Genomic DNA, 14,485 nt, shown 5'->3' with positions numbered 1-14,485 from the left:
AGTTTCGCTAGTGAAACTGGGCCTTTGAAAGTTTTTGAGAGACCTGATTTTAGGTTTCGGAATTTGCTTCCTTAACGACGGCAGTCGCAACCGATTCGCCACTGATTCCGTTACCGAGATCGGTTTCGATCGTAATCTTCTTCACGACAGTGCCGCCATCTTTTCCAGCGGTGAACGTCAGCGGCAGGAAGTGAAGCTTCTTTGGCTCTTCCGACAACGCCGCGAACTGGAAGCATTCGCTATCGCACTGAACGTTAGTGATCTTGAATGGCTTCTTTGCTCGTACGATCAACTTCGCCTCGGTCTTTTCGCCTGGCTGAAGCTCACCCAGCGACAATGCACTCGGGCTGACGTTCAATGGCGATTCGACTTTGCCTTCCACTGGCAATGAAACCGAGCGGCTGCTGCCGTCGTTGGTGATCAGGGCCAATTGGCTCGAAATAAAACCAACCGGAGCGTTATCTTTCAGGTGAACCGTTAAGTCGTAACCGACACGTCCGCCGCCACGATTGGTTTCTTTCAGATCGACTCCAAGGTAGTCATCGTTGCTACGCACGTCGGTGATTTGCCAATCACTGCGACCAGCCTGAGTCACGTGCACTTTGGCGACACTGGCTTCCCCTAGCTGGACGTTGCCAAACTGGACGGAACCAGGCTCGAAGACCACGTCGCCGCGGATGTTCGTCGAAACGTTCAGCTGGACTTCTGCATAGAAAGGTTTGTCGATCGTAACAGTGACGGTGGCACTTTTGTGTCCCAGAAAACTGTCCGTATTCAATTTGGCGACGATCGCGCCCTTTTCCCATGTCTTGAGAGTGTCGTTCTTAATCGAGGGGCTCGTGCAACCGCAGCTGGAACGGACACTGGCAATGTGAACAGTTTCTTCGTAGATGTTCTCGATTTCGAACTCGTAGTAAACCTTGGCACCCTTGGCCACTGCACCGAAGTCGTGCGTGCGAACCTTAAACATCTTGTTCGCCCATTCCTGGCTATAGCCAACGGAAGCCACAAGAGGTACCAGACAGACGGCGAGCCATACTTTACGAAACACGGTTTGATCCTCCGATATTTGGCGGGCATGGTCGGAAGGGGTAGGATTGGGTACGAGCCGTGCGGACTCGTCCACCATGAGACCATTCCACCAAAGGTAGCACATTCATGGGTGCACGTTCGAAAATATCGTTTCCGGGGCTGCCCGGAATAATCGCTATAATCGTTATACTTTGTCGGCTAAAATCCATGATCGCCCCAGGATTTTTTTCAAGATGCTTAAAGCACACCACGCAAGGGTGGTAGCAGCAAGCACACTGGAGACGGTGGAAAAGGTTAACGGGAGACGGTCCTCACCGGTTTGCCTATCTGCTATTGTACGGATTATTACAGCCTTTCTCTCCTGAATTCGTTCCAATTTCATTGGAATCCTGCCCCTGAACTCGGAAGGTCATATCGATGTCGAACGTGCCATTTTCTAGCCAGCCAGTTCTCCGCAAGCTAGCTCTGTTCGCTGCTGTCTTGCTACTAGTAGGCTGCGGTAGCCCTACTTCGCATCCCTTCGCCATGGCAGAAGAACAGCAACCAGTTGCCACAGAAGAAAATGCTGACACAGACAACAAAGACAAGCCTGCAGCGGCGCCAGTCCATCCCTTCAAAGCACGTATCCCTGCTCCGCCATTTCCTCAAGAAATGGAATGGATGAACACCAAGGGCCCGCTCGAGTTGAAAGAGCTGAAAGGCAAGTTTGTCCTCCTCGATTTCTGGACATACTGCTGCATCAACTGCATTCACATCCTTCCAGAACTTAAGAAGCTAGAACATGAATTCCCTAACCAGCTGGTCGTAATCGGGGTCCACTCGGCTAAGTTTGACACGGAAAAAGACCCGCAAAATATCCGCGAAGCCATTTTGCGATACGAGATCGAACATCCAGTCGTCAACGATAACGAAATGAAAATCTGGAACAGCTACAACGTCAGCAGTTGGCCGACAATGTACCTGATCGATCCTGAAGGCAACGTCGTCTACCTTCGTCGCGGAGAGTTCAAAGCGGACGATATCCGCACGATCTTAAATGAAGCGATGGGCTACTATCGAGAGAACGGCTCGCTAGACGAGACACCGATTCAATTCGACTTACTCGCGTACAGCCAAGATCCAACTCAGCTTCGCTTTCCCGGCAAAGTACTTGCCGATGAAAAGTCGAAACGGCTCTTCATCTCGGACAGCAACCATAACCGAATCGTGATTACATCGTTTGACGGAGAAACGCTGGATGTCATCGGAAGTGGCGACATTGGCTCGGCGGACGGAGGCTATAAATCAGCCCAGTTCGATCACCCACAAGGAATGGCGCTCGTACAGGACACTTTGTATGTCGCTGACACCGAGAACCATTTGATCCGCAAAGTTGACTTGAAGGAAAAGAACGTCACCACCATCGCAGGCGTCGGCCAACAGGCTCGTAACAATTGGCCAGGTATGGGCGAAAACGCGACGATCGCCAGCCTGCCGGATCGCTTCATTGGTTTACCTAAGACGACTCCAATCAACAGCCCCTGGGCACTTTGGCCGCATGGTGACGATCTTTATATCGCCATGGCCGGTCCTCACCAGATCTGGAAGATGACGCTGGACGAATCCGAAATTGGCCCCTACGCAGGAAACGGCCGCGAAGACATTGTCGATGGTCCGCTGCTGCCGCCGGTCCCCTATCAGCAAGGGTTTTCGTCGTTCGCTCAGCCATCTGGCCTGACTTCCGATGGCACATGGCTTTACGTTGCCGACAGCGAAGGAAGCTCGATCCGTGGCGTTCCATTCGATCCAGAAGGCAACGTAAAAACCGTGATCGGCACGGCCCATTTGCCCTACGGCCGTCTGTTCAGCTTTGGCGACGTTGATGGTGGCCCCAAGACAGCCAAGCTTCAGCATGCGCTTGGTGTTTGTTACGTCGATGGCATCATCTACACGACCGACACGTACAACAACAAGATAAAAGCAGTCGATGCAGCGACAGGTGAGGTGACCACCATCGCTGGCACGGGAGAACCTGGCATCGCAAATGATCCTGCCCAATTTGATGAACCGGCAGGCCTCGCTCACGCCAACGGCAAGCTTTACATCGCAGACACCAACAACCACCTGATTCGCGTGCTGGACCTGGAAAGCAAGAAGGTTTCAACGCTGGAAATCAAAGGCTTGAAACCGCTCCCCCTTAAAAAGCGACCAGCCCTACCTGAAGGCGCGATTCAGAAGTAGAAACCCTCCCCCCTGACTTTTGCCCCACCGAACGCCATGCTACCTCGACTGATCGTGACCACGTTCTGCGTGCTCTTCGCTGCTTCTGCCTCACTTGCACAAAGCAGCGATAAACCTGTCCCGCTGATTTTTGATACGGATATTGGGAACGATGTCGACGACGTACTTGCGTTGGCAATGATCCATTCGCTGGAAGACATGGGCGAGTGTCAATTGCTGGCTGTCACGATTACGAAGGACCATCCATCAGCGGCAGCGTTCACGGATGCAGTGAATACGTTTTATGGCCGTGGCGACATCCCAATCGGGGTTTGTAACAGCGGTGTGACCGACACCGAAGGCAAATTCCTTGGCCTCGCCAACACCAAAGACTCTGGCAAACAGCGATTCCCACATGACTTGATGTCAGGCCAAGATGCTGAGGATGCGGTGAAGCTATTACGGCGAACCCTGGTGGCAGCTGAACCGAAGTCGGTCGTCATTGCTCAGGTTGGTTTTTCCACGAACTTGGCGAATCTACTCTCTTCGCCCGGAGACGATATCAGTCCACTCGGTGGAAAAGAACTCGCGAAGGAGAAAGTCAAATTCATTTCCGTTATGGGGGGAGCTTTCGCTAAGATTCCCGGAAAGCCAGGAGCCTATGGCGAATACAACATAAAGATGGACTTAGCAGCCGCTCAGAAGCTGAGCAAGGAATGGCCGACTCCTATTATCTGGAGCGGCTATGAAATCGGCATTGCTCTCCCCTACCCTCACCAGAGCATCGAAAAAGACTATCTGTATGCGGAGCATCATCCGCTTCCAGAGGCGTACTACCTGTACAGCCCTCCACCTCATGATCGTCCCACCTGGGATTTGACCTCGGTGCTTTATGCCGTTCGGCCAGATGCAGGCCAATTCGAGCTTTCGCCGCCAGGAACCGTCTCGATCAATGACCAATCGCACACGAGCTTTACCCCCAAAGAGGACGGTCGCGATCGGTATTTGATATTGCCCGACGACCATAAAGCGAAAATCGTGAAAACCCTCGTGGATCTCTCAAAGCGACCACCTGGCACCAACTAGCCCCCCATTGCGGGGTCGCTACCACAGGAAAAACCGGCTCGCATCTCGGCATTACCAATTGCCAACCTGCCGTGGGGTTCGCTAGAATACGCGTTTCGACCCATCTCTCGGGAGCGGTCCATAGGGTTGCTTTGCCTTTTTGGCAGCAAGAATTCCAACCCTAAAGCGAACTCCCTGTGACGCGTAAATTCGATCATTAGGCATACTTTCCATGTTGGACTCGTTACAAGACGGCTTACGATCAGCGTTTAAGACGCTGCGCGGACAAGGCCGATTGACCGAGTCGAACATGCGAGAAGGCCTTAAAATGGTCGAGACGGCCTTGCTCGAGGCCGACGTAAGTTACGATGTCGTCAAGGCTTTCATGAACGACGTCTCCGACAAAGCTGTCGGTCAGGACGTTTTGAAGTCGCTGAAGCCTGAACAGCAGCTTGTTGGTATCGTCAATGAAGCATTGATCGAGCTTCTGGGTGGCGATTCCGATCCAAGCCTGCATCTGACAAAGGACGTCACCGTCCTGATGATGTGCGGTCTGCAGGGTGCCGGTAAGACGACAACTTGCGGTAAGCTGGCCCGCTTGATCGGCTCGGAGGGCAAAAAAGCCCTTCTGTGTGCTGCCGACCTTCAGCGCCCCGCCGCCGTCGAGCAGCTGCACATCGTCGGTAAGAGTGTCGACACCCCTGTTTATAGCGAAGAAGGGGCAACCGACCCGATCTCTGTCTGCCAAAACGCGGTGAAACATGCCCGCGAAAACGGCATCGACGTGGTGATCCTCGATACCGCAGGCCGTCTTGCCATCGACGAAGAGCTGATGCAACAGCTCAAGACAATCGACCTGAAGGTCCAGCCAGACCAGGCGTTCCTCGTCGTTGACGGCATGACAGGCCAAGATGCAGTGAACAGCGCCAAGGCGTTCAACGACGCTTTGGAGCTTGACGGCGTCATCATGACAAAGCTCGACGGCGATGCCCGAGGCGGTGCATTGCTGTCGGTCAAACATGTGACCGGCGTACCGATCAAATTCATCGGTGTCAGCGAACGGATGGATGGCCTCGAGCCTTTCCACCCTGACCGAATGGCCGGTCGTATTCTCGGAATGGGTGACATTCAGTCGCTCTTCGAGACCGCCCAACGCGAGTTCGATCAGGAACAAGTCCAGAAGACGCAAGAACGTCTGCAAAAAGGACAGTTCACCCTGGACGACTTCCGTAAGCAGTTGAATCAAATCGCACGCCCAGGCCTCATGCAGAAGATGCTCGGCATGATGCCTGGCATGGGCGAAATGACCAAGATGCTGCAAGGGGGCGACCACGAGAAAGAGATGAAGCGGCTCGGCGGCATGATCGATTCGATGACCGCCGCGGAACGCAACGATCCCAAGCTGATCGACAACAGCCGTCGCCAACGTATCGCCAAGGGCTCAGGCGTTTCCCCCCAAGAAGTCAACGAGCTGATCAAACAGTTCGACAGTATGGCTTCGCTGATGAAGGGAATGGCCGGGGGCGGCATGGGCGGTGCCATGGACATGATGCGGAAGCTTCGCAGTGGCGAGCTGATGGATCCGACCGGCAAAATGAAAAAAGCCAAGCAAGGCACTGGCAAACGGATGACCGCCAAGGATGTCCAGAACCAGAAGAAGATGAAGAGTAAACTTAAAAACAAGCTCAAAAAGCGGCGTCGTTAACCTCGTCGTTGGGCATGGTGAGACAGTAAATCTACTTTAGGAGTAACGTTACGTGGCAGTTCGCATTCGCATGAAAAAGATGGGTCGGGCACACCGTCCGTTCTATCGTATTTGCGCCATGGATTCTCGCACCCCGCGAGACGGTAAGGCAATCGAGTACCTCGGCACCTACGATCCTTTTGTCAAAGAAAAGGATGCCCGAGTCAATCTGAAGACCGAACGAGTCGATTACTGGCTCGGCGTCGGTGCTCAACCTTCCCCGAAGGTTGCCGTTCTAATCCGAAAGTACGGCACCAACGGTAGCCACGTGGCAGCACGCGAAGAAGCTTTGGCTCGCATGGCGACCAAAACTGCTTACGTTCCTCCTAAAGTCGAAATCAAGGAACCAGAACCGGAAGCTCCTGCAGAAGCTGAAGGCGCAGAAGCCCCAGCTGAGGAAGGTGCTGAAGCCGCCGCTCCAGCGGAAGGCGAAGCAGTGGAAGCTGCTGCCGCCGAAGGTGGTGAAGAGCAGTCCAAGGAAGAAGGCTAAGCAGGAACCCCTGCGATGCGGTTCGATGTCCTGACCTTGTTTCCTGAAATTTTCACCGGTTACCTCGGTGAGAGCTTACTGAACAAGGCAATCGATAAAAAATTGGTCGAAGCCCATGTCCATAACCTTCGAGACTGGGCTAGCGACAAGCACAATCGAGTCGACGACCGTCCTTTTGGCGGTGGACCTGGAATGGTCATCCGCGTGCAACCGGTTGTCGAAGCGATCGAGCAAATTCAGCCACAGAGCGAAACGCCTGGACGGTTAATCCTGCTAAGCCCTCAAGGCAAAACACTGGATCAACCGCTAGTCGAGGAACTTGCTCAGGAACAACGGCTGACGATGATATGCGGCCGCTATGAGGGCTTCGATCAACGCGTGATCGACCTTTTGCAGCCGGAAGAGATTTCGCTGGGAGACTTTGTCCTCAATGGAGGTGAAGTCGCGGCGATGGCCATCATCGATACGGTGATTCGCCTGATTCCTGGCGTGCTCGGCGACGAGCAAAGTGCAGTGGACGACTCCTTCAGCGAAGGAAATCGCCTGCTTGAGTTTCCACAATACACCAGACCACGAGAATACCGCGGACTGAGTGTTCCTGAGGTTCTATTAGGTGGCAATCACCAAGAGATTCTCAAATGGCGGAAACAGCAGTCGCTCGAAAAGACCAAAATGCGACGTTCCGATTTGCTGGAAAAGCATGAGGACGACGCGGAACAAAATAATCGTTAATACGCTGTAGTAGAAGGAACCTGGCAATGAGCCAAGAATTGATGAATAAGGTCGAAGCGGCCTATCAAAAGTCGGAAGTCGATTTCTTCGAGATTGGTGACACGGTTGAAGTTCACACTAAGATCCTCGAAGGTCAAAAAGAACGTATCCAAAAGTTCATCGGTACCGTGATCGCCAAGAGCGGCAGCGGTACGCGAGAAATGTTCACCGTTCGCCGCATCGTCGCCGGTGAAGGGGTGGAAAAGAAGTTCCCAATCCACAGCCCACAGATCGCCAAAATCGAAGTTACGCGTAGAAGCGTGGTTCGCCGTGCGAAACTGTACTACCTGCGTGATCGCGTTGGTAAGGCAACCCGCCTCCGAGAACGCCGCGTCTAAAACGCGATCAAGCGTATTCTCCTACAGCGAGACGAATACGAAACACCGTGCCTTGGAAACGAAGCGCGGTGTTTTTCTATGCGCTATGCGGGAGACCAGACAAAACAGTTCAACTCTCCATGCATCTGAAAACCAATCTTTCGATAGAGCTTTTCCGCTTCCTGTGACGCGCAGAGGGTTGCAAGTTGATAGCCTTGTTCGTCAATGAGAGACAGTAGCGAAATCGTCAACGTCGACGCAACTCCTTGGCCTCGAAACTCCGGAAGCACGGCGATGTTATAAATTCCCGCAGCCTGACTTCCATAGAAAACAGAACCGACTCCCGCGACGTCTCCGTCAAGTCGTGCGACAAAGTGCTGAAGCTTCGATCGACCGTCCAAACCCAGTCGATTCAAAATTTGAAACCATGGCTCCCGGGTAAACTCTGGCAAACCATAGACTCCGGTCATGATCTCAACCCACGTCCGCAGCTGTGTTGCGGATGTCACTGCTTGTATCTCGACATCATCACTGATCCGCTCAAAGTCTGCCTCAAATGGACAGATGGCCATCGCTGCTTCGCAAGCCGTTTTTTTGAATTCTAACTGCTCTAAATGCTGGCCAAGCGTGATTGGCCTGGACGCCGGCCCGATCCACCATGACATTTGCCTGCCGCGATCACGATAAGGACGGATCGCTTCTTCGATGGCACTTACGATGCCAGTCGTTGGCAACTGCGCTTCAAAGATACTGTTGAAGTAGGGGTGATCGATATCGCTGATCAGGCGATACCAATGCTCTTCACGACGAAGCTCCACTTTCGGCGACTGAGCCCAGTAACAACAAAACTCGCTATCGTTCGTCTCGATTACCTGGGCAATTTCCGTAGAGCCTCGGTCGGTCAAACCACTCTCCTTCAAAAACTTACGCATTCACGCTTTCAGAAACCGCACATGAGACACGCCCCATAAGCCCAGGTTCGGCGATTTCCGCTTCATTCCCCGCGATTTCGTCGCTGAAGCTCATCATTTCTCGATTCACTTGCCGAACAATGACAATAGTGTACATTTGTACCCATGCTCCATCAAAACGCTTTCAGGGACTAAGTGATGACGCAAGTAAACTGGATGATGCAGGACATGAATTCCTTTTTTGCATCGGCTGAGCAGTACCTGCGTCCGGAACTCAGAAATCGTCCGGTCGGTGTCATACCGATGGAAACTGACGCGACCTGCGTCATCGCTGCGAGTTACGAAGCAAAACGATGCGGTATTCGGACCGGCACAAAAGTCTATGAGGCAAAACGCCTGTGCCCTGGAATTCGGCTCGTCAAAGCTCGGCCGAGTGTCTATGTCGAAATCCACCATGAACTTTTAAAAAGCGTCGATCAATGCGCCGAGGTGCATCATGTCTACTCAATTGATGAATGGACGATCAAATTGTGTGGTCGCTATCGTGAAATTGATCAAGCGGTTCAACTCGCCAATGCAATCAAAAGACAAATTCGTCGCGACTTTGGCCCCTGGCTTACCAGCTCAATTGGAATCGCCTCGAGCAGGCTATTGGCAAAGATTGCAAGCAACTTAAAAAAGCCTGACGGACTAAGCGTACTTCCCACGGAAGACCTGCCTGGCCGTCTCTCGCATTTGCCGCTGGACGAACTTCCCGGCGTGGGGCGTGGCATGATGACGCGACTTGAAAAGTCCGGAATCCGAACCATTCCCGATCTTTGGAATATCGAACGCAGGAAGGCAGCCGAAATCTGGGGATCCGTTTCCGGCGCGCGCTGGTGGAATGGGCTCCATGGCATTGACGATCCGGAACCACCCACTCAGCGTCATTCAATGACTCATGGCCGGGTTCTCGACCCACGTTTTCGCAACGAAGCTGGCTCGCACTGCATTTTGGTGTTGCTGCTTTGTAAGTTGGCACGACGTCTTCGGCAGACAGGGTACTTCGCACGATCGCTTCAACTTACCCTTACCGGTAGCCACAAGACGATTTTCACCCATCGAATTGAGTTGCCGTGCGTGCAAGACACCCTGTCGATTCTTCATCAGTTTGAACGACTTTGGGCGGAACGACCGAGAAACTTATCCGGACTCAAAAAAGTGGACGTTACCGTAGCAAAACTGGTCGTCCGCAGCGAAGTCTCCGGATACCTCTTCGACGAGATCTCTGAGTCACAAAGACTTTCGCATGCGCTGGACGAGATCAGCGATCGCTGGGGCCCAGCGTCGATCTATTTTGCCAATACCCATGCCTACCGCGACGTCATGGAAGACAAAATCGCGTTTGGCCGAATCCCGGAGCTCGTCAAAAAGCAGAATTCGTTTAATACGATCACTTAGGAAATTCGTTTCCACTCGCGATAGATAAATTTCTCGTGGTCGTCTTCTCGCTCGATCGTCCATTCGCTTTGATCGAACTTGGGAAAGTATGTGTCTCCGTCGTAGCGATGCTTGATCTCGCTGAGAAACATCCAATCGGCATGCGGCAAGGCTAGTTCATAGATCTGTGCCCCTCCTGCAACGAAGATCTTCTGGCCGAAACCTTTGGCGAGATCGATGGCTTTTTCAATGCTTTCAGCAATCGGAACATCGACACTTGGTTGACTGCGTGAGACGACGACTGCGTGCGAGTTCGTTAAATCTGGCCCGAAGATCTCGTACGATTTGCGTCCCATGATGACCGTTTGGCCACGGATGTTATCAATGAACGTCTGATATTCTTCCGGAATATCCCACGGCATCCCCTCCCCTTTTCCAATGACTCGATCCTGGGTCATGGCGCCGACCAAGATAATTGGAAGCTCAGCATCGCTGCGGGCAGTCATCATTGCTCCTTCAGATAACGATCAAGAAACAAAAAAAGCGACTCGAGACCGAAATCCCGAGCCGCTTCATTCTACCAGGCCAGTGCCTTAGACTCTCTGGCGGAGAGTCCAAGGAGCCGGTTTTGCAACGTTACGCACCGCAGCCGCAATCGCTGGCAGCAGCTTCTCCGCAGCACGGATCACAAGGAACCGGGCAGCAGACCGTGACTGGAACCGTCTTGCAAACGACCTTTGGGACGCAGCGAGTGACGGTGTAAGCAACTTGCTTAGGTACACACTTGGCAACCTTGACGGTCTTCGTGGTGTGGACAGGCTTCTTCACGCAGTAAGGAACCTGCTTGGTGTGGGTCTCTTGGACCATCTTGCACACCTTGTAAGGCACTTCCTTCGTGTGGCACTGCTTGACCATCTTGCAGACCTTGTAGGTGCAAGTCTTGGTACGCTGTTCAGGAACCATCTTGCAGACCTTGTAGGTGCAAGTCTTGGTACGCTGCTCAGGAACCATCTTGCAGACCTTGTAGGTGCAAGTCTTGGTACGCTGTTCAGGAACCATCTTGCAAACCTTGTAGGTGCAAGTCTTGACTCGCTGTTCAGGAACCATCTTGCAGACCTTGTAGGTGCAAGTCTTGGTGCGTTGTTCAGGAACCATCTTGCAGACTTTGTAGGTGCAAGTCTTAACGCGTTGTTCCTTTTCCATGCGGCACACCTTGTAGGTGCAAGTCTTGGTACGCTGTTCTGGCACCATCTTGCAGACCTTGTAAGGAACCTGCTTGGTGATGGTTTCCTTTTCGTAACGAACGCAGTCGATCTGCTTTTCGGTCACTTCAGGAACCCAAACCTTTTTGCAGCAGGTCTTAGGTGGGCATTGAACTTCAACAACTTTGGTTTCGCCTGGGCAGTAGACGCACTTGCACTTGCAAGGGTCCCAAGTCCAGCAACCTGGTTCTTGGATGCACTTCTTCACAACAGGACCGGGGATCGTTTCGGTCTTGGTTTCCCAGTGACCGCCACAGACCTTAACCGTCTTGGTGTAATGAACTGGCTTGCAGATGGTTTCGCAAACGTCACGATACTTGGTTTCGTAGACAGGCTTGCAAACGGTGTAGCAAATTTCCTTGGTCTTGGTTTCCCAGACAGGCTTGCAAACCGTGTAGCAGATGTCCTTGGTCTTCGTTTCCCAGACTGGCTTGCAGACCGTGTAGTTGTAGGTCTTCGTCTTGGTTTCGTAGACAGGCTTGCAAACGGTGTAGCAAATGTCCTTCGTCTTGGTTTCCCAGACTGGCTTGCACACGGTGTAGCAGATTTCCTTGGTCTTCGTTTCCCAGACTGGCTTGCAGACCGTGTAGTTGTAGGTCTTCGTCTTGGTTTCGTAGACAGGCTTGCACACGGTGTAGCAAATGTCTTTCGTTCGGGTTTCCCAAACCGGCTTGCAGGTGGTGTAGTTCACCGTGCGGTACTTGGTTTCCCAAACTGGTTTGCACGTGGTGTACGTGCAATCTTTGTAGCGCGTTTCCGTTTCGTAGGTCACGCAATCCACAGTTTTGTCTTCGTAGACTGTTTCATAAACAGTCTTGTAGCAGGTCTGTTCCTGCTTTTCGTAGACGACCTCTTTGCAGGTCTTGTTGACGGTGTAGCACTGCTGTTTGCAGCACTCGTAAGTTGCCGGCTCACAACAGCCAGCATTTCGGAAGCTGAACAATCCGCCATAAGCGGCTTCAGCCGAGTTCGCCGAAAAAGCAGCCAACATGACCGCTAGGATCGGCAATCCCAATACAGCTCGCATTTTCCTTCTCCTTCGTTGACAAAACGCCGTACGACTAAGGGCCTGGCCTGGTTTGGGCAAATCCTTGCCGTGTCCTGTGCCCTCAAACATTGGTTCGTGCAATATCTCCTGCTATCGCCCGTTTATCCAAAGCACCTACTTAGAGCGTCTTTCGCGTCATGCATTGACTACCCAAGTCGCCTATTCAGCACCCAGATGTCCTTCTGTATCGTCAATCTGGGATAAATGCTTGAGACGGAACAACTAGGTGTTTTTCAAAACATGGGCAGACATAGCCAGATAAGCAGCATGCAAGCATCAAATCGAATATGCCAGCAGCGTCCATGTTTACCGGGAAAGCAGAATTTACCGACGGTATTCAGAAATAGGATTAGGCCGATTTTTCTCGGGGGATTTTAGGATCCCCCTGGCCTTGAAGAGTCAAAAAGTCCACCAGTGAAGTGGCATTCACTTAGCAATCCAGAGAACCGTTCCCATACCAATGGATGGCATGCAAGCGATTTAGGGAAAATCTGCTTGACCGGGCCAAGCCGTAACGTATCTACCTTCAGAAAGCTTTTACATCGACGCTTTCGGATAACCCTCGTACGCATAGAAACAAGATAACCATGCTGACCCCTTTAAAGCGGGCATTCGCCAAGAGCGTCAGCAAATATCAGACTTGGAGTCTCAAAACAATGTCGCAATCGAAGAAGGCCGGTTTCACGCTGATTGAAGTTCTCATTGTTGTGGTGATCCTGGCTGTCCTCGCTGCCACGGTCATTCCACAATTCACGGACTCGACGACCGATGCCAAGAAGAGCAGCGCCCTGTTCAACCTACACACGCTCCGATCACAGATTCAGCTGTATCGTGCTCACCACGAAGGAGCTGTCCCTGGCAACACGCTTAACGAGTTGACCATTTCCACCAAGGCCGACGGCACCGCAGATGGTCCATTTGGCCCTTACCTATCAAAGATTCCCGTCAATAACTTCACCAACAGCGACACCATTAAGGTGGTGACTGCTGACCCTGTCTCTTCAGACTTCAACGACACCGACGGCTGGCTTTACAACGCCTCGACGGGTGAAATTTGGATCAATTACGAAGAACTTGGCGAAGAATAATCCCTGACGTACGAGTCCCGAAAGCAAACGGAAGAGCCTGGCACAATTTGTGGCCGGGCTCTTCTTATTTCTTGGCAAGTAAGCTTCGATAACCACCCTTGTTGGGCAGTCCGCAAAGAGGTTAGAGTTGAAATAGCTTTGAACCTCAATCCCTAAGCGGCACGTCGATTGCGCAAGTCATGGCGAAGAGTAAAGACAACAAGAAACCTTCCAGCGATCAGCGTGTCTCGAAAGCTGTTATTAGTCGCCTAAGCCTCTATCTTCGAGAGCTCTCTCGTCTCGAGAGAAATGGCATCGAAACCACCAGCAGTACTAAACTTGGAGAAATGCTCGGTTTTTCCGACGCCCAAGTACGCAAAGATCTCGCAAACTTCGGCCAATTCGGCTACCCCGGTGTCGGCTACCGATGTGCGGAATTAACAGCAACGATTCGTCAAATCATGGGAACCGATCAACGATGGCCGGTGGCCTTAGTTGGGGTAGGTAATCTGGGGCGAGCACTTCTCGGGTACCGAGGTTTTTCTCACCAGGGGTTCAATACGGTCGCAGCCTTTGATCTCGATCCGAAAATTGTCGGCACTGAAATCGAAGGGATTCCAGTCTTCAGCCTTGACGAAGTCGATCGGATCGTGAAGGAGAAGTCGATTCAACTCGCGATCCTGGCCGTGCCAGCGAATGCGGCTCAAGAGGTCGCCGAACGACTCGTTTCGGCTGGAATCCGTGGTTTCCTCAACTTTGCTGCGGTTACACTAAAACTGCCAGAGGAGGCAACCGTCATTGGCGTAGATTTGGCCATAGAGATGGAGCAACTTTCTTTCGCAATGACTTCGCGTTTGTCGTAATTTCCGAAGCGAACCCCAGGTTTGTTTCAGGGTCCTCTTGTCGAGAGGTTGGGGTTTCCAGTACTATCTATAGTCCCGTCAGCGGGAATTACCCCCTAGTGTAATGGTAGCACTACAGATTTTGGCTCTGTCAGTCGAGGTTCAAATCCTCGGGGGGTAGCTAAGCACGTCCTCATGACGTGCTTTTTTTATGCGCTTTGCAGGTCTCTTCCTTAGGCATTGAGGGAAGAACAACCTCTGATAAGATTCATTCTCCGCGAAAATGCGTAACCTGAAAGCGAGTTGGGCATCTGAGTT

General features: G+C 52.3%; 14 protein-coding genes. 9 read left to right on the top strand and 5 right to left on the bottom strand.

Annotated elements, in window-relative coordinates:
* Positions 1-49 precede the first annotated feature (49 nt).
* Positions 50-1,051, bottom strand: coding sequence for a DUF1573 domain-containing protein (locus LA756_RS23480; RefSeq protein WP_224437161.1), 1,002 nt, complete (start codon positions 1,049-1,051; stop codon positions 50-52).
* 398 nt (positions 1,052-1,449) lie between these two features.
* On the opposite strand from LA756_RS23480, the gene LA756_RS23475 reads away from it, so the two are divergent.
* From LA756_RS23475 to rplS, 6 genes are all read left to right on the top strand, one after another.
* Positions 1,450-3,252: a thioredoxin-like domain-containing protein gene (locus LA756_RS23475; protein ID WP_224437160.1), complete on the top strand. Its 1,803-nt coding sequence runs from the start codon at positions 1,450-1,452 to the stop codon at positions 3,250-3,252.
* A gap of 36 nt (positions 3,253-3,288) precedes the next feature.
* Positions 3,289-4,317, top strand: coding sequence for a nucleoside hydrolase (locus LA756_RS23470; RefSeq protein WP_224437159.1), 1,029 nt, complete (start codon positions 3,289-3,291; stop codon positions 4,315-4,317).
* A 211-nt stretch (positions 4,318-4,528) separates the two neighbouring features.
* Positions 4,529-6,001, top strand: a complete 1,473-nt coding sequence (ffh, locus tag LA756_RS23465) for a signal recognition particle protein (RefSeq protein WP_224437158.1) — start codon at positions 4,529-4,531, stop codon at positions 5,999-6,001.
* Between the two features lie 118 nt (positions 6,002-6,119).
* Positions 6,120-6,530 (top strand): 30S ribosomal protein S16, encoded by a 411-nt coding sequence (gene rpsP, locus LA756_RS23460; protein WP_261362057.1) that lies wholly within the window; start codon positions 6,120-6,122, stop codon positions 6,528-6,530.
* A gap of 15 nt (positions 6,531-6,545) precedes the next feature.
* Positions 6,546-7,262, top strand: coding sequence for a tRNA (guanosine(37)-N1)-methyltransferase TrmD (gene trmD, locus LA756_RS23455; protein WP_224437157.1), 717 nt, complete (start codon positions 6,546-6,548; stop codon positions 7,260-7,262).
* A 26-nt stretch (positions 7,263-7,288) separates the two neighbouring features.
* The gene (gene rplS, locus LA756_RS23450) at positions 7,289-7,639 is read left to right on the top strand and encodes a 50S ribosomal protein L19 (protein WP_224437156.1); all 351 of its coding nucleotides are present in this window, start codon (positions 7,289-7,291) and stop codon (positions 7,637-7,639) included.
* Between the two features lie 83 nt (positions 7,640-7,722).
* Here rplS and LA756_RS23445 read toward each other — a convergent pair whose 3' ends face one another.
* The gene (locus LA756_RS23445; RefSeq protein ID WP_224437155.1) at positions 7,723-8,550 is read right to left on the bottom strand and encodes a GNAT family N-acetyltransferase; all 828 of its coding nucleotides are present in this window, start codon (positions 8,548-8,550) and stop codon (positions 7,723-7,725) included.
* A complete protein-coding gene (locus LA756_RS23440; RefSeq protein ID WP_224437154.1) occupies positions 8,543-8,686 on the bottom strand; it encodes a hypothetical protein in 144 nt (47 codons plus the stop codon). The genes LA756_RS23445 and LA756_RS23440 overlap by 8 nt, the downstream gene beginning before the upstream one ends.
* Before the next feature lie 71 nt (positions 8,687-8,757).
* Here LA756_RS23440 and LA756_RS23435 point away from each other — a divergent pair, with 71 nt between their 5' ends.
* Positions 8,758-9,969, top strand: a complete 1,212-nt coding sequence (locus tag LA756_RS23435; RefSeq protein ID WP_261362056.1) for a type VI secretion protein ImpB — start codon at positions 8,758-8,760, stop codon at positions 9,967-9,969.
* Here LA756_RS23435 and LA756_RS23430 read toward each other — a convergent pair.
* Positions 9,966-10,457, bottom strand: coding sequence for a dihydrofolate reductase (locus tag LA756_RS23430; protein WP_224437152.1), 492 nt, complete (start codon positions 10,455-10,457; stop codon positions 9,966-9,968). The genes LA756_RS23435 and LA756_RS23430 overlap by 4 nt on opposite strands.
* 127 nt (positions 10,458-10,584) lie before the next feature.
* Positions 10,585-12,237, bottom strand: a complete 1,653-nt coding sequence (locus LA756_RS23425) for a hypothetical protein (protein WP_224437151.1) — start codon at positions 12,235-12,237, stop codon at positions 10,585-10,587.
* 608 nt (positions 12,238-12,845) lie between these two features.
* Here LA756_RS23425 and LA756_RS23420 point away from each other — a divergent pair.
* Positions 12,846-13,346 (top strand): type II secretion system protein, encoded by a 501-nt coding sequence (locus LA756_RS23420; RefSeq protein WP_224437150.1) that lies wholly within the window; start codon positions 12,846-12,848, stop codon positions 13,344-13,346.
* Between the two features lie 179 nt (positions 13,347-13,525).
* Entirely contained in the window at positions 13,526-14,188 is a 663-nt protein-coding gene (locus LA756_RS23415) for a redox-sensing transcriptional repressor Rex (RefSeq protein ID WP_224437149.1), read from the top strand.
* Positions 14,189-14,485 lie beyond the last annotated feature (297 nt).

The organism is Bremerella sp. TYQ1 (assembly GCF_020150455.1).
Classification (GTDB): Bacteria; Planctomycetota; Planctomycetia; order Pirellulales; family Pirellulaceae; genus Bremerella; species Bremerella volcania_A.
This window is presented reverse-complemented; position numbering and strand designations above follow the sequence as displayed.